This is a genomic window from Pseudomonas sp. LB3P14 (assembly GCF_054898045.1).
In genome coordinates, this window is the sequence record NZ_CM142714.1 from 3989382 (window position 1) to 4010817 (window position 21436).

Here is a 21436-nt window from a genome sequence, read left to right on the forward strand (position 1 = left end):
TTTGGACAATTACTTCAACGGCAGAGAAGTGCACAAATCGCTCTTCCTTGATCAACAGCTCTTCGACCAAGAACAACACAGCGTCTTCGCCGCCAGTTGGTGTTTTGTGGGGCACGACAGCCTGATCCCGCAGCCCGGCGACTTTTTCACCACCGACATTGCCCAACAACCCTTGGCGATGGTCCGGCAAAAAAATGGTGAGATTGTTGTTCTGCATAACCGCTGCCCGCACAAAGGCGTGAAAGTACTGGCCGAGCCTCGCGGCAACGTCGGCCGGTTTATCCGCTGCCCTTACCATGCGTGGACATTCAAGACCGATGGCGAACTGCTGAGTATTCCGGTGAAAAAGGAATACGACGAGTGCGACCTCAGCGCGTGCTCTGCCCACAAAGGCATGCAAGCCGTCGCGGCGGTGGAGAATTATCGCGGTTTTGTGTTTGTCCGCCTCCAGGCAGAAGGCATCGACTTCAACGGTTTTTTCGGCGAGTCATTATCGACGCTGGACAACATGGTGCTGCGCTCGCCCCTGGGTCAGCTGCGCATCGTTGGCCAGCCGCTCCTGCACCGCCATCGCTGCAACTGGAAAATGGTTGTCGATAACCAGACCGACACCTGTCACCCGATGATTGCCCATGAATCCTCGGCGGGCGAAGCGATTCGCTTGTGGAAGGAAACCAGCGACCAGACCAGCCCTTCACCCATGGCGGTCGAGCTGTTTTCACCGTTCATGGCGTCCTACGAGTTTTTCGCCAACATGGGCATTCGCGTCTGGCCCAACGGCCATGGGCATACCGGCGTCAGCAACTCAATCCATAAAGCCTATGCCGATATCCCGGGTTATTGGGACCTGATGGTCCAGAGCTATGGCGAACGCCAGGCCACCGAAATTCTCGAAGACACCCGACACAACACCGTTTATTTCCCGAACCTGATGGTCAAGGGACCGATCCAGACGTTGCGGGTGATCAAGCCGATCAACGCCCAGGAGACGGTCGTCGAGTCGTGGATCTTCGAATTGTTGGGTGCCCCCATCCAGCTGCTGGAAAGAACCGTCCAGTACAACAACCTGATCAATTCCCCCTGCTCGATGGTTGCCCACGACGATGTGGAAATGTACGAGCGGGCGACGGAGGGGTTGCGCAGCGATTCCAATGAGTGGGTCAACGTGGCGCGACTCTTTGAATCGAACGAATCCTATGAGCGGACCCAAGTGGTTTCGGGCACCAGCGAAATGGCGATGCGCAACTTTTACAACAGCTGGCAGCACTTGATGCGGGAAAACCATGCAACTCCATCAGAACAATAAACACGCCATCGAACAGTTGATCGCCAGCGAAATCCAGCTGTTGGACCAACAGGATTTCAGTGCCTGGCAACAACTGCTGACCCCCGAATACACCTACTGGATACCGTTGAGACGAGAACAGACCAGCCCCCTTCATGAGTCCTCGCTGCTGTTTGAAGACCGGTTCCTGACCACGTTGCGCATCAACCGATTGGCCAACGCGCGCAACTATTCGCAACAGCCAAAGAGTCGCAGTTTGCATATCGCCCAGTCTTCATTGATCCGCATGGAAGACGACGAACTGAGCGCATCGGCCAGCACCAACATGCTCTATTGCGAAGCCCGAGGGGACAGCGAATGGCATTACCCGGTCACCGTCGAGCATCAACTGATTAACGTCGAAGGCACCTGGAAAATCAAAGGCAAAAAAGTACTTCTGCTCAATCCCTCCCGAGCGATTGAAAGCCTGCAGTTAATCATCTGATTTATCGAGAATCACACGTGAACGTTATGAGTACCGGCTTCGACGAAGCCACATTTTCTTGTTCTTTTCCGTATGTCGACCTGCTGTACGACTACGGCCAGTTTTTGCGCAATGCCATCGATGCGATCGGTTACTTGCCACCCGAAGTGGCCAACAAACACATTGGCATTGTCGGCGCCGGGCTGACCGGGCTGGTCGCCGCCTACGAACTACTCCGTGCCGGTGCCCAGCGGGTCACGCTGTTCGAGGCCGCCGAAGAACACTTGGGCGGCCGCTTGCTGACCCAGCGCTTTGACGATGAGCACCCGCAATTCATCGCCGAAATGGGCGCGATGCGCTTTCCTCCCAGCGAGGTCGGGTTGTTTCACTACCTGAACCGTTTCGGCATCGAAACCACTGAAGCGTTTCCTGATCCCGGTGTCGTGGACACCGAAATCCACTACCGCGGTGAGACTCATCACTGGGCGGCCATGCAGCCGCCACCGGCCATTTTCAGCACGGTCCATCGGGGCTGGAATGCCTTTTTGAAAGAGGGCGTGACCTTCGATGACGGCACCTGCCTGGCGCCACCGTTGTTACTGACCGAGTTACTAAAGCAACACAATTACGCGGAAGTGCAGCCGGAATGGCAGCGCTATCTGGATTGCTTCGGCGACAGCTCGTTCTATTCGGCCATGGTGCGGATTTTCACCGACAGCAACCCGCCCGGCGGACAACCGTGGCGTAAACCCGAAGACTTCCATCTATTCGGGTCGCTGGGGATTGGCTCGGGCGGTTTCCAATCGGTATACCGCGCCTCCTTTACCGAGATTCTGCGGCTCGTGGTCAATGGCCTCGAAGTCAATCAACGATTGGTGCCCATGGGCATCTCGTCGTTGTCGGAGTTGATTGCCAATACATCATTCAACGGCATGCCACTGCGCGCCCGAATCTGCCGCACCCGCATCGAGTCCATCAACAAGGGCAATAACGGTGAAATCCTGCTGGCCGGCAGCAATGGCGAAACCTATGCCTGCGACCGGGTGATTACCACGACCACCACCCGGGCGCTGCAAGTGAACATGAAGCTCACGCAGAACCAGGCATTCGTGAATCGTGATGTGGCGCGGGCGATCAACGAAACCCACATGGTCGGTTCGTCCAAGCTGTTCATCCTGACCAAAGACAAGTTCTGGTTGAAACACGGTCTGCCACAGAACATCCAGACAGACACCTTGGTGAAGGGCGTTTATTGCCTGGATTACGCGCCGCAGGACCCTGAGTCCTGGGGCGTGGTACTGATCAGTTATACCTGGGAAGACGACTCCCACAAGATGGTTTCAATGACCGACAAAGTTCAACGCTGCTTGCGTCTTGTCGATGAACTGGCCATGAGCGCACCCACGTTTGCCAGCCACCTTCTACCGCTCAATGGTAACTACCAGCGATACGTCCTGGAGTATGACTGGCTCACCGACAAGCATTCGCTGGGTGCCTTCAAACTCAACTTTCCGGGTGACGATATTTACTCGGAGCGCTTGTTCTACCAATTCAAAACGGCCCTTGACCCACAACAGGACACGGGGTTGTACCTCGCCGGGTGCGGCTGCTCTTTCACCGGTGGCTGGGCGGAAGGCGCCATTCAAACAGCGCTCAATAGTGCCTGTGCGGTGATCAGCAGTCTGGGTGGCGACTTGATTGCCGACAATCCGCTGGACGGACTGCACGCTCAATACCGTTATTGCTGATGCCTTCAACGCAAGCCTCCCTCCCTATAGCCGAGACCCGTTTTATGTACAGCCAGCTTTCAATTGAAGAACTCGTCAGCGGATTTCGCAGTGGTCGCCACTGCCTGGACACCTGGCACCAATCCCTGCGCGACAAACAGTTTGATCATCAACACCTGAACAGCTTCATCACGTTCGACCCGGCGGCGTTCGAGGGCGCCCCCGGGGCCGACCGAGAGGCGGGCCTGTATGGCATTCCCGTTTCCTTCAAGGACAACATCAATGTCAGCGGCATGCCGACCACCGCAGGAACGCCGGGGATGGCCGCTTATTACCCGTTGTCCGATGCCGGGATTGTCGAGCGCTTCAAGGCGCTGGGGGCAAGGGTCGTTGGTAAAAACAACATGCATGAACTGTCGTTCGGGGTGACGTCGGCCAACCGAACCCACGGAGTCGTGGTCAACCCGGCCGACGAACGCTACAGCGCAGGTGGTAGCAGCGGTGGTTGTGCGGCAGCCGTCGCCGCCGGTCTTGTGCCCTGCGCCGTGGGCACCGACACCGGCGGCTCGGTGCGCATACCGGCAGCGTTCTGCGGGATCGTCGGGTTTCGCCCCACCACGGGTTGTTACCCGGTCGACGGCATCGTGCCCGTCTCCCAGACCAAGGACACGCCGGGGCTACTGACCCGCACACTGCAAGACTGCCAGTTCATTCACCATCATCTGACCGGGGCCCGCCCCGCGGCCCCGGACGACAACAGACCGCTACGGGTGGGCATACCGGAAAAATTCCTCTGGGCCGACCTCGACGAAAAAGTCCGACGCGACTGCTTCGCGGCGATCGAGGTACTGGCAGATCGGGGCGTGGAGCTGGTTCCGGTCGATGACCTGTTGATCGGGGAAATCAATGAGAGCATTCAGTTCCCACTGCCGATTTATGAGTTCTTTATCGACTTCCCGCGCTTCTTGATGAAAGAAGGCTGGGGCGACCATTTCCTGAGCATCCTGGCGCAGATCCAGGACCCGGGCATCAAGAAAATACTGACGGCGCAACTCGAGAGCCCGGCGATTTCCTACACGGACTATGTACAGGCATTGATGAGCAAACTGCAGCTGGGTCGTGAATACAGCCGTCTGTTCAATGCCCATCACCTGGATGTGATTGCGTACCCCACCGTCAGCTGCACGGCACCGCTGCTCACGGATTGCGAGGCAGAAAGCAACTTCGAAACATTCGTGCGCAACACCGACCCGGCGAGCAACCTGGCCGCCCCCAGTGTCACCGTTCCCGTAGCAGAAAAACATTCGCTGCCGGTCGGACTCTCGTTCGACGCGTTACCAGGGCAGGACAGCCTGCTGCTGCACAGAGCCCGTCAGTTATCAAGCTTGCTGGCCATGCACTAACCCGCTGTCGGCGCCATTCATCAGCAACGATGAATGGCGCTGATCCTTTCGTACGCCGACCTCTGCGTCCGCTGAAAGAACAGCCCTCTAATAATTCAGATGCAGGCCTTGCCATGCGCAGCACTTCTACGTCCTCTTCCGCTCCCCCCGTCACACTCGAACGATCGCCCTCGGTGCTCGGCGGCGCCATGATGATCGGTGGCACCATAGTCGGCGCCGGCATGTTTTCGCTGCCGGTCGTCATGTCCGGCCTGTGGTTTTATGGCTCCGTCGCGGTCCTGTTGTTTGCCTGGTTCTGCACCTTGCATTCCGGCCTGATGATTCTTGAGGCCAACCTCAACTATCGTCCGGGCGCCAGTTTTTCAACGATCACCAAAGACCTGTTGGGTCGTCACTGGAATGTGTTGAACGGCTTGAGCATCGTCTTTGTCCTGTACACGCTGACCTACGCCTACATCTCGGCCAGCGGTTCGGTCATTCATCACAGCGCCCAGTCATTGGGATTGAATCTGTCGGCACGTGCCGGTGGCTTGTATTTCACCCTGACGGTCGCGGTCATTGTGTGGCTGAGCACGGCAGCGGTGAGCCGGGTGACCACGGTGATTTTCGGCGCAAAGATCATCGCGTTTTTCCTGACCTTCGGCGGGCTGCTCGATCATGTGCAACCGGCGACGCTGCTCAATCGAAATGCCACGAATAGCCACTACCTCCCTTACCTGCTGATGACCCTGCCCTTCTGCCTGACGTCCTTCGGCTTTCACGGCAATGTTCCCAGCCTGATGAAACACTTCGGCAAAGACCCGCAGCGCATCCGTGCCTGCCTGGTCAGCGGCACCCTCATCGCACTGGGTCTCACGTCGTCTGGATGGTTTGCAGCATGGGGAACATTCCCCGGGACGGGTTCAAGGACATCGCTCAGCGTGGCGGCAATATCGACGTACTGATCAGCGCATTGGGGGCGATGCTCAATAGCGCGAAAATCGACGTGTTCCTCACCCTTTTTTCCAACTTCGCCGTCGCCTGCTCCTTTCTCGGCGTGACCCTGGGGCTGTTCGATTATCTGGCCGATGTGCTGGGTTTTGACGACAGCCCGCGAGGTCGCCTGAAAACCGCAGTCACCACCTTCCTACCGCCCATGCTCTGCGGGTTGTTGTGGCCCGAAGGGTTTATCCATGCCATCGGTTTTGCCGGTCTGGCGGCGACCCTCTGGGCCGTGATTACCCCGGCATTGCTGGCCAGCGCATCACGCAAACGCTTTGGCAGCCCGCGGTATCGCGTGTGGGGAGGCCAGCCAATGATTGCCCTGGTGCTGTTTTTCGGCGCGATCAGTGCAGTTTCACATGTCCTGTTTTCACTGGGCTTGTTGCCGGTGTGGCGTTAGCGGCCCCAAACACCATTCGGTTTTCCGAACGCGACCTGTCGGTCAATTCGGTTAACCGGATTCTCCAACGCCAAAAACCACGCCATAAATATTTAATATCATTAAAAATCAATAAGTTGACCTATTCAACCTGGCCTGGCACGAGTCATGCTCTACACTCTTGGACGAATGTACTGTCGTATCCACCCTTCAGGTGCCGCCACACATTCGAAGCACAAAAGGGCCGATGAACTGGCTCCATAAAAAAAACAATGTCGAGGAAAATTTGATGCGCATCGTTCCCCATATCCTGGGCGCAGCCATTGCTGCCGCTCTGATCAGCACTCCAGTTTTCGCCGCCGAACTCACCGGCACCCTGAAGAAGATCAAAGAGTCCGGCGTTATCACCCTCGGGCATCGTGACGCTTCCATTCCGTTTTCCTATATCGCGGACGCTTCCGGCAAACCGGTTGGCTACTCCCACGATATCCAGCTGAAAATCGTCGAAGCCATCAAGAAAGACCTCGACTTGCCAAACCTCCAGGTCAAATACAACCTGGTGACCTCGCAAACCCGTATCCCGCTGGTGCAGAACGGCACCGTGGACGTCGAGTGCGGCTCCACCACCAACAACGTCGAGCGTCAGCAGCAAGTTGACTTCTCCGTCGGCATCTTCGAAATCGGCACCAAGCTGCTGAGCAAGAAAGATTCGCCCTACAAAGACTTCGCCGATCTGAAAGGCAAGAACGTCGTGACCACCGCCGGCACCACGTCCGAGCGCATCCTCAAGTCGATGAACGCCGATAAGCAGATGGGCATGAACGTCATCTCCGCCAAAGACCACGGCGAATCCTTCCAGATGCTGGAATCGGGCCGTGCCGTCGCGTTCATGATGGACGACGCCCTACTGGCCGGTGAAGCAGCCAAAGCCAAGAAGGCGGATGACTGGGCCGTCACCGGTACTCCACAGTCCTACGAAATCTACGGCTGCATGGTCCGCAAGGGCGACGAGCCGTTCAAGAAGGCTGTCGACGACGCGATCGTGGCCACCTACAAGTCGGGCGAGATCAACAAGATCTACGACAAATGGTTCATGCAGCCAATCCCGCCGAAGAACCTGAACCTGAACTTCCCGATGAGCGACGAGCTCAAGAAGCTGATCGCCAATCCGACCGACAAAGCGGCTGACGACAAGAAGTCCTGATTTCTGACTAACCTTATCTCCTGAGAGGGCCACTGCCCTTTCAGGGGATAGTCACTCCCTGCTGGCATTTCTGGAAACACTCGAACCGGTGGCTGTCGAGCCGCTCGTGTGTGCCTGATCGTAGTGGCCTGTACGGTCAGTTCGTTAGCTCAAATTCGGTGCCGGAAGTTCATATCCAAGGCGCTGTGACGAGTCATAGCCCGCTATGGCGAGGAACAGCAACGCAGGAGATGGACTTCCGGGGCCGGAGTTGAGCTGACAGAACTGACCACACAGGCCACCTAGATCGGGCGGGAACGGAGCTTCCCCAGGCGGGCATTTGTATATCGAACGATCTGAGGGGAGACCCTAATGAATTACAACTGGGACTGGGGCGTGTTCTTCAAGTCCACCGGCGTGGGCAGCGAGACGTATCTCGACTGGTACGTCGCCGGTTTGGGCTGGACCATCGCCATCGCCGTCGTGGCCTGGATCATTGCCCTGCTGCTGGGCTCGATTCTGGGCGTCATGCGCACCGTGCCGAACCGCATCGTATCGGGCATCGCGACCTGTTACGTCGAACTCTTCCGTAACGTGCCGCTGCTGGTTCAGCTGTTCATCTGGTACTTCCTGGTGCCCGATCTGCTGCCGCAGAACCTGCAGGACTGGTACAAACAGGACCTGAACCCGACCACTTCGGCCTACCTGAGTGTCGTCGTCTGCCTGGGCCTGTTCACCGCTGCTCGCGTTTGCGAACAAGTGCGTACCGGCATCCAGGCGCTGCCTCGCGGCCAGGAAGCCGCCGCTCGCGCCATGGGCTTCAAACTGCCGCAGATTTACTGGAACGTGCTGCTGCCCCAAGCCTATCGGATCATCATTCCGCCACTCACCTCGGAATTCCTGAACGTGTTCAAGAACTCTTCCGTTGCGTCGCTGATCGGCCTGATGGAGTTGCTCGCGCAGACCAAACAGACCGCCGAGTTCTCCGCCAACCTGTTCGAAGCCTTCACCCTGGCAACGCTGATCTACTTCACGCTGAACATGGGCCTGATGCTGCTGATGCGTATGGTCGAGAAGAAAGTGGCCGTACCGGGCCTGATCTCCGTAGGGGGTAAATGATGGAATTCGACTTCTCGGGCATCATCCCGTCCCTGCCGGGTTTGTGGAACGGCATGATCATGACCCTGCAACTGATGGCACTGGGCGTCAGCGGCGGGATCATCCTCGGCACGATCCTGGCACTGATGCGCCTGTCCCACAGCAAACTGCTGTCGAACATTGCCGGCGCCTACGTTAACTATTTCCGCTCGATCCCGCTGCTGCTGGTCATCACCTGGTTCTACCTGGCGGTGCCGTTCGTACTGCGCTGGATCACCGGCGAAGACACCCCGATCGGCGCATTCGCATCCTGTATCGTGGCGTTCATGATGTTCGAAGCAGCGTACTTCTGCGAAATCGTCCGGGCCGGCGTACAGTCGATTTCCAAGGGCCAGATGGGTGCTGCCCAAGCCTTGGGCATGACGTATGGCCAGATGATGCGTTTGATCATCCTGCCGCAGGCGTTCCGCAAGATGACCCCGCTGCTGCTGCAACAGAGCATCATCCTGTTTCAGGACACCTCGCTGGTCTACGCGGTCGGTCTGGTGGACTTCCTCAATGCCTCGCGTGCCAGTGGCGACATCATTGGCCGCTCCAATGAGTTCCTGATTTTCGCAGGGCTCACGTACTTCACAATCAGCTTTGCCGCCTCGCTGCTGGTCAAGCGTCTGCAAAAAAGGTTTGCCGTATGATCTCTATCAAGAATGTCAACAAGTGGTATGGCGACTTCCAGGTACTGACTGACTGCAGCGCCGAGGTCAAAAAAGGCGAAGTGATTGTGGTGTGCGGGCCGTCCGGTTCCGGCAAATCCACCCTGATCAAATGCGTCAATGCCCTGGAACCGTTCCAGAAAGGCGACGTGGTGGTCGATGGCACGTCCATCGCCGACCCGAAGACCGACCTGCCGAAACTGCGTTCACGCGTTGGCATGGTGTTCCAGCATTTCGAACTGTTCCCGCACCTGACCATCACCGAAAACCTGACCATCGCGCAGATCAAGGTGTTGGGCCGCAGCAAGGAAGAAGCCAACAAGAAAGGCCTGCAATTGCTTGAGCGTGTCGGCCTCTCGGCTCACGCCCACAAGCACCCGGGCCAGCTCTCCGGCGGCCAGCAACAGCGTGTGGCGATTGCCCGTGCGCTGGCGATGGACCCGATCGTCATGCTGTTCGACGAACCGACCTCGGCGCTGGACCCTGAAATGGTCAACGAAGTACTCGACGTGATGGTGCAACTGGCCCACGAAGGCATGACCATGATGTGCGTGACCCACGAAATGGGCTTCGCCCGTAAAGTCGCGGACCGCGTGATTTTCATGGACCAGGGCAAGATCATCGAAGACTGCAAGAAAGAGGATTTCTTCGGCGACATCACCCACCGCGCCGAGCGTACACAGCATTTCCTTAACAAGATTCTGCAGCACTAAGTCCTGCCACCGCTTCCACCCCTGTGGGAGCGAGCCTGCTCGCGAAGACGGCTTAACAGTCGACATCGACATTGACTGACCCACCGCTTTCGCGAGCAGGCTCGCTCCCACAAGGGCCGGCGGCGATTCACAAGCAAGTGTTGTGGTTGACCCAAGGCATCTGTGATGAAATGCGACCCCACTCTCTATCGCGCCGCGCCGCCATCACTCGCCGTGAAACCCCGTCTGATTCGCCATCTGCTCCTCCCGCCGCTGGTCATCGCCCTGATGATCGGATTGGGTTATATCGGCTTCTGGGTCAGTGAACACTACGGGATTCGCAGCCTCAGCGAGAACGGCCAGCGTCAGCTCGAATTGCACGCCCGCGCCGTCGAGAGCGAAATCAGCAAGTACACCTACCTGCCCAGCCTGCTGGAACTCGAATCCAGTGTTTCGAAGCTGTTGGCCGACCCGTCACCGGAACACCGGCAGACGGTCAATGAATACCTCGAAGGCCTGAACCGGCGCAGCCGCAGTCGGGCTATCTATGTGATGGACACCACCGGCCGTGTCATGGCCACCAGTAACTGGCGCGATGTCGACAGTTACCTGGGCGAAGACCTGTCCTTTCGCGCCTACTTCCAAAATGCCGTGCGCGGTCAGCCGGGGCGCTTCTACGGCATCGGCAGTACCAACGGTGAGCCTGGTTATTACCTGGCTCATGGCCTGGAAGAACACGGCAAGATCATCGGCGTCGCGGTGGTCAAGGTCCGCCTCGAAGCCATGGAAGAACGCTGGCAGCGTGCGCGGCTGGAAGCTTTCGTCAGCGACGAGAACGGCATCATCATTCTCTCCAGCGATCCGGCACGGCGCCTGAAATCGGTTGTGCCGCTGAGCGACGAGACCAAGGAAAAACTGGCCCGCAGCCTTCAGTACTACTGGTTTCCACTGAACGAACTGCAGCCGCTGGCCCGGGAACAACTGGCCGAAGGTGAGGAAAAACTGACGTTCCCCGCCAACAGTGAAGTGGAATCAGATGAAGAGGACATCAGCTACCTGTCGCAAACCCGCCCCTTGAGCGATACACCGTGGAATTTCACGTTGCTCACGCCCCTGCAGGATTTGCGGCGTGAAGCGATCAATCAAGGGATTCTGGTGGCGGTGGCGTTTGCCCTGGTGGCGTTTCTGCTGATCGCCTGGAACGAGCGGCGCAAGGTGATCGCCACGCGCCTCGCCGCCCGGGAAGCCTTGCAGGAAGCCAACAATCAACTGGAGCGTCGGATTACCGAACGCACCACCGATCTGCGCGCCAGCAACGAACGGCTCAAGGGTCAGATCCGCGAACGGCGTCTGGCCGAAGAGACGCTACGCCGCGCCCAGGATGAACTGGTGCAGGCCGGAAAACTCGCGGCCATCGGCCAGATGTCCACCAGCATCGCCCACGAATTGAACCAGCCACTGGCAGCGCTGCGGACGTTGTCCGGCAACACCGTGCGTTTCCTCGAGCGTGGCCAGCTGGACGTTGCCAGCACCAACCTCAAGACCATCAACGAACTGATCGACCGCATGGGCCGGATCACCGCCAGCCTGCGTTCGTTTGCTCGCCGCGGCGACGACAAAGGTCAGGCCAGCCTCGGCAAAGCGGTGGATGCAGCCTTTCAGCTGCTCGGTGGTCGCGTGGAAAGCGCTCATCTGCAACTGCACCGAGGCTTCGCCGATCTCCAGGTGCAGATCGACCAGACCCGACTCGAGCAGATTCTGGTCAACCTGATCGGCAACGCCCTCGACGCCATGCAGGCACAGCCGCTGCCAGAATTGTGGCTCGAAGGCGAAGCGTTCGATGGCAAATATCGCCTTCGTGTACGCGACAATGGCCACGGCATCGACCCCGAAGCACGCAAACATCTATTCGAACCGTTCTTCACCACCAAGCCCGGCGAACAGGGCCTGGGCCTCGGCCTGACCCTGTCAGCGAGCCTGGCCGCTGCCACCGGCGGTCATCTGGGTGTCGAACACCCGGCCAGCGGTGGTACCACCTTCGTCCTCAGTTTACCGTTGGTAAGCCCCACTCACGCCGAGCCAATATGAACAACGACCTTAGTGTGCTGATCGTCGAAGACGACCCCCATGTGCTGCTCGGCTGCCAACAGGCGCTGACCCTGGAAGACATTCCCTGCGTGGGCGTCGGCAGCGCCGAAGAAGCGCTGGAGCGGGTCGGCGACAATTTTGCAGGCATCGTCATCAGCGACATCCGTCTGCCGGGCATCGACGGTCTGGAGTTGCTGACCCGGCTCAAGGCCCGCGACCGCAGTCTGCCGGTGGTCCTGATCACCGGCCACGGCGACATCTCCATGGCCGTCGGCGCGATGCAGAAAGGCGCCTATGACTTCATGGAGAAACCCTTCTCCCCCGAACGTCTGGTCGATGTGGCGCGGCGTGCGCTGGAGCAACGCAGCCTCGCGCGCGAAGTCTCTTCGTTGCGTCGGCAACTGGCGGAACGGGATTCCCTCGAAGGCCGGATCATCGGCCGCTCGCCAGCCATGCAAAACCTGCGTGAATTGATCGCCAACGTCGCCGACACGTCAGCCAACGTGCTCATTGAAGGCGAGACCGGCACCGGTAAAGAGCTGGTCGCGCGCTGCCTGCATGATTTCAGTCGACGGCACACCAAGCAGTTCGTCGCGCTGAACTGCGGTGGTCTGCCGGAAAACCTGTTCGAAAGCGAAATCTTCGGCCATGAAGCCAACGCCTTCACCGGCGCGGGCAAACGGCGGATCGGCAAGATTGAACACGCCGACGGCGGCACGCTGTTCCTCGACGAAGTGGAAAGCATGCCGCTGGCGCTGCAAATCAAACTGCTGCGGGTGTTGCAGGAACGCACCCTCGAACGCCTTGGCTCGAACCAGAGCGTTGCGGTGGATTGTCGGGTGATCGCGGCGACCAAGTCCGATCTGGATGAGTCGAGCAAGGCTGGCGAGTTTCGCAGCGACCTGTATTACCGCTTGAACGTGGTGACCCTCGAATTGCCACCGCTGCGCGAACGACGCGAAGACATCCTGCAATTATTCGAACACTTTCTGCAGCAGTCGTCCCTGCGCTTCGACCGCGCGGTGCCGGACCTGGACAACCAGACCCTGTCGAATCTCATGAGCCATGACTGGCCCGGTAACGTGCGCGAATTGCGCAACGTCGCCGAGCGCTTTGCCCTCGGCCTGCCGGCCTTCAAGAAATCCGGCGCCAGCGGTAGCAATCAGGGCCTGGCCTTCGCCGAAGCGGTAGAAGCATTCGAACGCAACCTGCTCAGCGACGCCTTGCAACGCAGCGGCGGCAACCTGACCCAGGCGAGTCTGGAACTGGGCATGGCCAAGACCACGCTGTTCGACAAAGTGAAGAAGTACGGACTGAGCCACTGATGGATCTGATTCTCAAAGCAACCCTGGGCGCGGCCGTGGTGGTGATCCTCGCTGCCCTCGCCCGGACAAAAAACTATTACATCGCAGGATTGGTGCCGCTGTTTCCGACCTTTGCGTTGATTGCGCATTACATCGTCGGCAAGGGGCGTTCGGTGGAGGACTTGAAGACCACCATCGTGTTTGGGATGTGGTCGATTATTCCTTACTTCATCTACTTGGCGACGTTGTATGTGATGGTGGACCGGATGCGGTTGGAGGCTTCGTTGGCGGTGGCGGCGGTGGCTTGGTTGATGGCGGCCACAGTTCTGGTTTCGGTGTGGGTCCGTCTTCACGGCTGACGCCTAGCTGATCGTTCCCACGCTCTGCGTGGGAATGCAGCCCGTGACGCTCCGCGTCACTGGACGCGGAGCGTCCCTAGAGGCATTCCCACGCGGGAGCGTGGGAACGATCTCAGATCAGGTCACGGTTCCGCCTTTCACCTCGCTCATGATTTGCCGAATCGCCCCGACAAAGGTGTCCACCGGCTGGCCACCACTGACTGCGTATTGTCCGTTGAACACCACGGTCGGCACCGAACTGACGCCTCGCGACAGCCACAACTGCTCTTCCTCGCGAACCTCTTTGGCGAACTCGTCCGACGCCAGAATCGCCTCGGCCCGCTGCCGATCCAGCCCAACGCTTTGTGCAATCTGCGCCAACTGAACAGGGTCGGACGGATTGCCGCCCTCGGTGAAATACGCCTTGAACAGCGCCTCTTTCAGATTGAACTGCAGCCCTTCCAGCCCCGCCCAGAACAGCAAGCGATGGGCATCGAACGTGTTGTAGATGCGGCTGTTGCCGTCCGTGCGAAAGGCGAACCCGACCTCGGCGCCGCGCGCGCGGATCATCTCGCGATTCTTCTGCGATTGCTCAGGTGTCGAGCCGTACTTCTCCGTGATGTGTTCGGTGATGTTCTGCCCTTCCGGGCCCATCTTCGGGTTCAGTTCGAACGGCTGGAAACGGATCTCGGCCTGCACCTCGTCGCCTAGCAAATCCAGCGCTCGGGTCAGGCCGTAGAGGCCGACAACGCACCAGGGGCAGGACACGTCGCTGACGAAATCGATTTTCAGGGGGGTACTCATCACACACCTCGCAGGCTTGAATTGCGCCGGAAAGTTCGAACGATACACCCGACGAGGCCGAGGTGGCAGCCGTTCCACCAATCCCTGTGGGAGCGGGGGTTACAGGAGGTTCGGGGTGGCCACCGGATCAATCTGCGCCCAATGCGAGGTGTCTTCGCGGTGGGCCTGCAAATACGGCAACACCGCCGCCAGCAACGGCGCTTTGAACGCCTCCTGAAAACGATGCGCCAACCCCGGAATCAGCTTCAACTGACTGCCGCGGATATGCGCCGCCAGGTGCACACCGTGCATCACCGGCAACAGCGGATCGGCGGTGCCGTGGACCACCAACGTCGGTACGCGCAGTTGATTGAGCAGCGCGACACGACTGCGCTCGGCGAGGATCGCCATAATCTGGCGCTTCACGCCTTCGGGGTTGAACGCACGGTCATAAGAGAGCGCCGCCTGATGCAGCAGCCCCTGCCGATCATCGCTCACCGTCGGGCTGCCCAGCGCCGCCAGCAAATCGGCCTGTTGCTCCAGCGCCGCTTCGCGATTCGGCGCGCCACGACGCGACAACAACTGCACCAACGCCGCACTCGGTGCCGGCAAGCCTTCGGCCCCGGAGCTGGTCATGATCAAAGTGAGACTTTCCACACGTTGCGGCGCCATGGCCGCCATATGCTGGGCGATCATCCCGCCCATGCTGGCGCCCAGCACGTGAAATTGCTCGACATGCAACGCATCCATCAATCCAAAAGCATCGTCAGCCATATCCGTCAGGGTGTACGGCGCCGACACCGGCAAACCGAGTTTGTAGCGCAGCACTTCGAACGTCAGGTTGGCGTCGACGGGCGCTTGCCGCCAGGTCGACAGGCCGACATCGCGATTGTCATAGCGAATCACCCGAAACCCCTGCTGACACAGCGCAACCACCACCTCGTCCGGCCAGTGAATCAACTGCCCGCCCAGGCCCATCACCAGCAACAACGCCGGATCCGAAGCACGACCAATGCTCTGGTACGCCAGGCTCACCTGTGCCAGATCGACCCGCTCGGTCGGAACATTGATATCGCAACGAGACGCCGCCAAGGACGGCAGGCCAAACAACAGCGCGGCCAGAAAAACCGCTGTCGAAAAAAATCGTGCACACATGAAAAAACACCGAAACGCAGAACCCCAGTAGAGCGCGAGTCTGATGAAGTTTGTTCAAGCGCGCCGCCACAGTTGCGTGACAGTTTGATGAATATCGCTGAATGGTCGATGCGGTAACTATGTAGTGCCACAGCTCCACCAGAGTTTTCTTAAATGGCTCGTTCGAGGAGTGGACTTACCGCTCCCTCACACCGAGCCATGACCCAATGACCGATAGACTTTTCGCCGACCTCCCCTCCCCCGTACCAATCGTCCTGCCGACCTCATCGCCCCTGCCCAAAACTTACGACGAAAGTCTCCTCCACAGCGCATCGGCTCGTTGGCGCGAGAGCAGCGAGGGCTTGCGTGAGCTGTTCGCCGGCGTACCGTCCATTCGTGCTTCGCTTGAACGTTTGCTGAAACGACAGCTGGACCTGGACGGTCACGGGGTGGGACTGATGTTCTACGCTACCGATGAACATTCCGAACGCTTCATCCTGCTCACGGATGTCTTTGCGTTTGTCTTCCAGCATCCGGAGCTGGAAAACACGCTGGATCAACGCTGTCGGGTCATCGGTCTGGCCGCTTCCCATGCCCTCTTCGCCCTCACACCGTTGCAACTGCTCGCACGCCTCAAGGCGCTGGATGTGGAGGAATTAATCAGCGAGCGCTGGAATGCGTACTGGGAAGCTCGCGCCCCCGGCACGCCCGTATCTCGCCGTGAACGGGCCAATCGGCTGTACCGCAATCATTTCGAGGCGACGGCTCAACGGGCTTTCGCCGAACGCACGCTAAATGCCGATCAACTGAAACCGCTGTCGTTGCTAATGGATGCGACAGCCACAGTCATGCGCCTGGATAACAAGTCCATTAACTGCGAGCAACTCAATGTGCTCCTGAGCGACAACTCTAAAGTGAGATTTCCCGCCGCCTGGGTCATCAGCGTCGGCGACACAGCACCGGTCGAACAATTGTTGTACCTGCCATGCCGGTCGATGGCGCTCAAAGCCTTCGCCACGCGCAGTGACATGCAAACATGGCTGACTGAGCAGGCCCTCGTCCCCATCGGCCTGCCCAGCGCTGACATGGTTTTTCAATACACCCGCCGAGCCCTGCCATTGTCGGCGGGCATGAGCGAGCTGCTCGACCTTCAGCAGATGGCTCAACTCGCAGCCTTGCGCAACGGATCCGCGCAGAAGCCCGGACTCGCCGAACAGGGCTCCCGGGCCATGGTGGACGTGGACACAATCGATCGGCAGCGCAGCGATAGCCCGGTGTTTGCCGCACCGCCAAGTCTAAAACCGGCGCAAGCCGGCACGGCTGCGGGCGACAGTGACGAACAGTCTTTGTTCGGCAGTCTGTACGCCGATATTCCCTGGCCCCTGCGCCAGGCCGCCTCACACGCGCAACGCGACAGGCTTGAAGCATTGCAAAAAGAGGCAGGCGATAACGATGACCTGAAGCCGCTCAAGGATCTGCAAAAGGCACTGGAAGCTGCCGAAGACGCTGCCGACAAGACCGCGTCCGCCATGCTCTACCGTGAACGGTCGCTCGATGCCGTCACCTGGAACCGCGAATTCACAGCGCTGCAACACGCCCACAAAGACGGGCTGCACGCCGAGGGCGGAATTCAACTGGCGCTCAAGCAACTGAGCGATGAAGAATCCAGCCTGCTCAAGGCGCTGCTCGACACGCCTGACGATCCGGGTGCCGACCGGGTGGCGGCCAGCCTGACCCTGTCGCTGACTGAACAGGACGGCGAGCAACCCAAGGTCAACACCCAGGAGCTCACCGGTGCGTTTTTGATGACCCACGCAGATGCGCTGCTTGATGTCTCTTCCCCCCACAGCGTGCTGCTTTATTGGCCCGGGATTGGGGGCGGCCTGCAACGGTTCGCCAACCGACGGGCGCTTGAACGACAGCTGTTCAAGATCGGCGACAACGACAACAACCTCGTACTGCAGCTGAAAAAAATCAGCGGCGATCCGCTGCACTACGCGCTGAATCAGGTGCACATTGATTTCGAAGGCCAAGCCGCGGGGATACGTCAACGCAATGCCGGGACGGACCAACAGACACAGCGGGCCGAGCAACTTGAAGCGTTGCACCAACGAACACTGGCCACCCTGCAGGTGCCGGTGCATGCCGCCAGAAGCCTGGCCTTCGCACATGGGCTGGAGCAAACCCGCAGCGCCGCCCTGGCCATCCTCCGTCCGGACTGGCTGGCCAAACTGTCACGGACCGAACGCGAAGGGCTGAAAAGCCTGATCCAAGCGTACATCGGGGCCATGCACCGCAGTCATGATCTGATGACGGTCATCCTTGAGCCGCGCGATGACTTCACTCGGCGACACCTGCAAGCCCGACTGCGCAAAGACTTCAACATCAAGGGCCATTTCGATGTGCAACTGGAACTGCCCGATTCCGTCACGTGGGAAAAGCAATACTCCGCAACGCCAACAGGGAAGGTAGAAACGTCGGTCATGGTGGCCAGCGCCAAGCGCAGCAAAATGTCGCTTGCGGACCTGGCCCAGCTCAACATCGACAAGGTCCATTCGGTGCAACAGGACGCCTTCAAGCAACGACTGATCTTCATGCGTCTAGAGGTTACGGCGGCCGTTGCGCAGGAACGTATCACGCTGCTCAATGGCATCAACCTGACCTATCTGCGCAAGATCCTCCCGGAACTGGACCTGCCCAAGGCCTACGAACAGAAGATCCAGCGCGCGTTCATGGGGTCGGCGGACGACCTGGCGTTTGTGAGTGAGCATCGGCGCGAATGCCTGATCGAACCCTGGCGCCTGATGCTCAAGTTGCAGGGCGAGTTTGCACGCCTGCAAAAACACATCAGCCATGACGATTTGCACATCCTCAACATCGCCATCGATGCCAATACCCCGCAAGCCTGGCTCGCCGGAGGCAAGCGCGTGGCGATACTGCCGGCCTACCTCAGCGTGGGCGGCAAAGACACGCCGAACGAAGGCGGGGTCACCCTCTCCGGCGTGACCTTCATTCAGGAACAGGTCAGCGGAGTCACGCTGCTTTATACGCCGGACAGCCCTGACGACCGGTTCCTGCGGCGATACGACAGCCTGGAAGCCGCACGCAGGGCGCTGTTCAATCTGTGCGCGCAAGATTCGATGATCGACTATCTGGCCGGTCGCGCCTTACAGGGCAACGTCCGGGCCCATGTCAGCCGGATCAATGAGGCGCAGCTCAAACACTTCGACGCCCTGATCGGTGTCGGCACACGCTGGCCGACCAGCACTTCGCTGGCGGCCCATTTGCTCGATGCGCATCGGGGGCGCCTGATCGAAGCCCATCGCGGCACGTCGCGTTCCAATGATGCGTTGTACCTGGAGCGTTATGCGCTGCAAGGCCCGCGCGCGTTTGCCTACATCAAAATGGCCCTCGGCTTGCTGCCCTTTATCGGTACGGCCGTCGCCCTCTACGACGCCTGGACCGCTGCAAATCAGGCGGCGGCCGCTTTTTTGCGCGGCGACGTGGGGGACGGCATAGCCGAGCTGGGCTCGGTGCTGTTGTCATTGATTGATGCGGCGATGGATCTGCTGCCGGGGGAGGCTATTGTCTCCGCACTCGGCTCGGGCGCTCGCACCTTGACACGCACCCGCCAGCTTCGTGCGCTGAGCCTCAGTGCTGCCGCTTTGCACGCGCCGTCCACGCGCCAAGCCCGGCATGTGGTCGCGCGCTTCGCGGGATACGAATACGAAAAAACCCTTTCGCTGACCGGGCTGCAACCGGCGACCCATGGCGTTTACCGCAACGTCTACCGCCATGCCGACGGTGATTTCATCGTCCGTCAGGGCCGCGTGTTTCAGGTTGAATGGAGCAACGACTCGCGCAACTGGCGCTTGACCGGCAACAGCCGCAAAACCTACAAGCAACCCCTTGCCCTGGATGAAGCAGGCAAATGGGATACCTGGTTCGGAGTCTACGGGACGACCTTCGAAGGCGGCGGCCTCGGCGGCGGGGGCGTGCTTGGGCACATGGCCGATGCACTGGACCCGATGTGGCCCGCCTCCATCCGTGAACGGTTGCCGCGTTGGTGGGTTGATCGGGCTCATCGCCGTCATCATGCACTGACCGAGGCCGCCGATGACATCGCCCTGCAAATCGATACTCGGGTGAAGCAAACAGACGCCACCCTGGCCGCCTATAACGCTGCGCCTCCGGATCGGCCTGCAAATCTGCTCCAGGCAGCTGATTCAGCCTGCATCGCCGATATCGAGCTAGCCAACCGGCACTTTCAAACATTGTCTGACCTGCTTCCACTCACCCACGGCAACAAGCGGCGCGTACTCCTGGATTTCCAAAGCAATGGCGCCTTGTTGATGGCCGACCGGTACAAGCAACGGCTGTACATCGCCAATCATCAGGTCGAACCCTTGATGAACCGTATTGATGCGTTGACGGTTAATCTGGATGCGATACCTCCAACCGCGCTCCCCGAGCGGCTGCGCGTGCTGGAGGACATCCGCAAGCTACGGCTGGAAATGCTGACAGCCTTCGACACGATCGAGTCCCTTTTGCGCGACCTCAACCATTGGTATCAACGCATCAGCGTCCGTCTGCAAAAAGCGCAGTTGACCCCGGAAGTCACCCTGTTGAACGGGCGCCTCAGTGAGGCAAATATTCTCTATTTGAGAACGGGCAATTTGCTGGAAACGGTCACACGCTATGACACCACCAACGATGTGTCCTGGTTCATCCTTCAAGGCCAGACGCGAGTCAAAAGAACAGAAGTCGACCGGGCTTTGTTCACGCAATACAGTCTGCTGGAAGTGACCGCAACCAGGACTCAACGCAACCAGATACTTCAAGACTGCATCGAGCAATACGATCAATTTCGTCGTGCCATGAATGCCTGGACCGCCAGCTATCCACAGCACTTCCATCTGGACGCCGTGCCACCCCTGCTGGAAGGCATCGAAAAGATGGGCGAGCGAGCACGCAAGGCGCTCGACATCACGCCACCGGCCGCCCCAAGGGGCACAATCAGCAAAAAAGTGTTTACCACCGAAAACGACCAACTGCTGATCGGGGTGGAGCGCTGGGAGCCGGCGACTCAACAGCGCCAATACACGCTGACCGGTCAAGACGGCTACAAGGAAATTTGGGAGCCCGCTACGAATGGCAGGTTTCGTCTGCAAAACCCGCAACAACAGCCGGTCGCTTCCGCCCGAAGGAACCTTGAATCATTAGTAACCGAAGCCCGTCAGAAACTGGAGATGCAAGACGCCTATCAAACAAAGGTTCAGTCCTACGCGACCCAAGGCATGCTCCCTGTCGACCTGGAGGACATGATGCTCAAAGAAGCGAACGAACTCACCCATCGCGCTCGTGGCATCGAAGCACTTTCCCCACAAGACGCGCTGATTGCACAGCTGCGCGACAAGGCCACCGAACTGATCGCCACCGGGCGCGCCCTGCGCACCCGTCAATCGCTGCTGACCAAAAAACCTACCGATGGCATGCTGGACGACCTCGTCACGCAAGGAGTTGTCGAGATTCGTAAAACCAGCCCGATCAAAAACCTGGGCAAACGCCGGGATGGCCGAATCGACTATATGCAGGAATATGAGGTCTGGGACCTGACGAAAACGCCTCCAGAGGTTTTGTGGTACGCCCACTTCCACTATTCCAGGGCTACGCCCGGTTTCAGCGAATTCGAGAAAGCCCACTTGAAATTGCCGGAACACCAGTTCCTGACCCACGCTGACAACGCCGACCTGCCTTATGCCGACATTGGCAAAAGATCGGCGGTGCTACCGCACTTCGAAAATCTCTGAGCCCTCTGTAGGAGCCTGCGATGGCGCCCGTGAAATCGCCATCGCCGGCACGCCGGGC

The 21436-nt window shown here is 59.2% G+C and carries 14 protein-coding genes and 1 pseudogene; 13 read left to right on the plus strand and 2 right to left on the minus strand.

What is annotated here, in order from left to right:
• The first annotated feature begins 1 nt into the window (after position 1).
• The 12 genes and pseudogenes from ACYZT5_RS18495 to ACYZT5_RS18550 all read left to right on the plus strand — a co-directional run bounded on the left by ACYZT5_RS18495 (position 2) and on the right by ACYZT5_RS18550 (position 13672).
• Positions 2–1306, plus strand: coding sequence for a Rieske 2Fe-2S domain-containing protein (locus ACYZT5_RS18495; RefSeq protein ID WP_462046828.1), 1305 nt, complete (start codon positions 2–4; stop codon positions 1304–1306).
• The gene (locus ACYZT5_RS18500; RefSeq protein ID WP_462046829.1) at positions 1284–1769 is read left to right on the plus strand and encodes an aromatic-ring-hydroxylating dioxygenase subunit beta; all 486 of its coding nucleotides are present in this window, start codon (positions 1284–1286) and stop codon (positions 1767–1769) included. The genes ACYZT5_RS18495 and ACYZT5_RS18500 overlap by 23 nt, the downstream gene beginning before the upstream one ends.
• Before the next feature lie 17 nt (positions 1770–1786).
• Positions 1787–3496, plus strand: coding sequence for an NAD(P)/FAD-dependent oxidoreductase (locus ACYZT5_RS18505; protein ID WP_462046830.1), 1710 nt, complete (start codon positions 1787–1789; stop codon positions 3494–3496).
• A gap of 44 nt (positions 3497–3540) precedes the next feature.
• A complete protein-coding gene (locus ACYZT5_RS18510) occupies positions 3541–4878 on the plus strand; it encodes an amidase family protein (RefSeq protein WP_462046831.1) in 1338 nt (445 codons plus the stop codon).
• Between the two features lie 113 nt (positions 4879–4991).
• Positions 4992–6259 (plus strand): annotated as a pseudogene (gene mtr, locus ACYZT5_RS18515) (tryptophan permease).
• Between the two features lie 268 nt (positions 6260–6527).
• The gene (locus ACYZT5_RS18520) at positions 6528–7442 is read left to right on the plus strand and encodes a glutamate/aspartate ABC transporter substrate-binding protein (protein WP_462046832.1); all 915 of its coding nucleotides are present in this window, start codon (positions 6528–6530) and stop codon (positions 7440–7442) included.
• Between the two features lie 351 nt (positions 7443–7793).
• Positions 7794–8540: an amino acid ABC transporter permease gene (locus ACYZT5_RS18525; protein ID WP_462046833.1), complete on the plus strand. Its 747-nt coding sequence runs from the start codon at positions 7794–7796 to the stop codon at positions 8538–8540.
• On the plus strand, positions 8540–9211 hold the full coding sequence (locus ACYZT5_RS18530; RefSeq protein WP_462052274.1) for an amino acid ABC transporter permease: 672 nt from the start codon (positions 8540–8542) through the stop codon (positions 9209–9211). Before ACYZT5_RS18525 ends, ACYZT5_RS18530 begins: the two co-directional genes overlap by 1 nt.
• On the plus strand, positions 9208–9942 hold the full coding sequence (locus ACYZT5_RS18535) for an amino acid ABC transporter ATP-binding protein (RefSeq protein WP_462046834.1): 735 nt from the start codon (positions 9208–9210) through the stop codon (positions 9940–9942). The genes ACYZT5_RS18530 and ACYZT5_RS18535 overlap by 4 nt, the downstream gene beginning before the upstream one ends.
• A gap of 165 nt (positions 9943–10107) precedes the next feature.
• Positions 10108–12009: a two-component sensor histidine kinase AauS gene (gene aauS, locus ACYZT5_RS18540; RefSeq protein ID WP_462046835.1), complete on the plus strand. Its 1902-nt coding sequence runs from the start codon at positions 10108–10110 to the stop codon at positions 12007–12009.
• A gap of 44 nt (positions 12010–12053) precedes the next feature.
• Positions 12054–13334, plus strand: coding sequence for a two-component response regulator AauR (aauR, locus tag ACYZT5_RS18545; RefSeq protein WP_462052275.1), 1281 nt, complete (start codon positions 12054–12056; stop codon positions 13332–13334).
• An 8-nt stretch (positions 13335–13342) separates the two neighbouring features.
• A complete protein-coding gene (locus tag ACYZT5_RS18550) occupies positions 13343–13672 on the plus strand; it encodes a GlpM family protein (protein WP_462052276.1) in 330 nt (109 codons plus the stop codon).
• A 117-nt stretch (positions 13673–13789) separates the two neighbouring features.
• Here ACYZT5_RS18550 and ACYZT5_RS18555 read toward each other — a convergent pair whose 3' ends face one another.
• Both ACYZT5_RS18555 and ACYZT5_RS18560 read right to left on the minus strand, forming a co-directional pair.
• A complete protein-coding gene (locus tag ACYZT5_RS18555; RefSeq protein WP_462046836.1) occupies positions 13790–14455 on the minus strand; it encodes a DsbA family oxidoreductase in 666 nt (221 codons plus the stop codon).
• Positions 14456–14554: 99 nt separating this feature from the next.
• A complete protein-coding gene (locus tag ACYZT5_RS18560) occupies positions 14555–15589 on the minus strand; it encodes an alpha/beta fold hydrolase (RefSeq protein WP_462046837.1) in 1035 nt (344 codons plus the stop codon).
• A gap of 206 nt (positions 15590–15795) precedes the next feature.
• Between ACYZT5_RS18560 and ACYZT5_RS18565 the strand changes: the two genes are divergently transcribed.
• The gene (locus ACYZT5_RS18565) at positions 15796–21378 is read left to right on the plus strand and encodes a dermonecrotic toxin domain-containing protein (RefSeq protein WP_462046838.1); all 5583 of its coding nucleotides are present in this window, start codon (positions 15796–15798) and stop codon (positions 21376–21378) included.
• Positions 21379–21436 lie beyond the last annotated feature (58 nt).

What these genes read in the sequence shown, in the direction of transcription:
- ACYZT5_RS18560 (WP_462046837.1), bottom strand. Translation starts at nt 15,589, where the DNA reads ATGTGTGCACGATTTTTTTCGACAGCGGTTTTTCTGGCCGCGCTGTTG.
- ACYZT5_RS18510 (WP_462046831.1), top strand. Translation starts at nt 3,541, where the DNA reads ATGTACAGCCAGCTTTCAATTGAAGAACTCGTCAGCGGATTTCGCAGT.
- ACYZT5_RS18565 (WP_462046838.1), top strand. Translation starts at nt 15,796, where the DNA reads ATGACCGATAGACTTTTCGCCGACCTCCCCTCCCCCGTACCAATCGTC.
- ACYZT5_RS18535 (WP_462046834.1), top strand. Translation starts at nt 9,208, where the DNA reads ATGATCTCTATCAAGAATGTCAACAAGTGGTATGGCGACTTCCAGGTA.
- ACYZT5_RS18500 (WP_462046829.1), top strand. Translation starts at nt 1,284, where the DNA reads ATGCAACTCCATCAGAACAATAAACACGCCATCGAACAGTTGATCGCC.
- aauS (WP_462046835.1), top strand. Translation starts at nt 10,108, where the DNA reads ATGAAATGCGACCCCACTCTCTATCGCGCCGCGCCGCCATCACTCGCC.
- ACYZT5_RS18525 (WP_462046833.1), top strand. Translation starts at nt 7,794, where the DNA reads ATGAATTACAACTGGGACTGGGGCGTGTTCTTCAAGTCCACCGGCGTG.
- ACYZT5_RS18555 (WP_462046836.1), bottom strand. Translation starts at nt 14,455, where the DNA reads ATGAGTACCCCCCTGAAAATCGATTTCGTCAGCGACGTGTCCTGCCCC.
- ACYZT5_RS18520 (WP_462046832.1), top strand. Translation starts at nt 6,528, where the DNA reads ATGCGCATCGTTCCCCATATCCTGGGCGCAGCCATTGCTGCCGCTCTG.
- ACYZT5_RS18530 (WP_462052274.1), top strand. Translation starts at nt 8,540, where the DNA reads ATGGAATTCGACTTCTCGGGCATCATCCCGTCCCTGCCGGGTTTGTGG.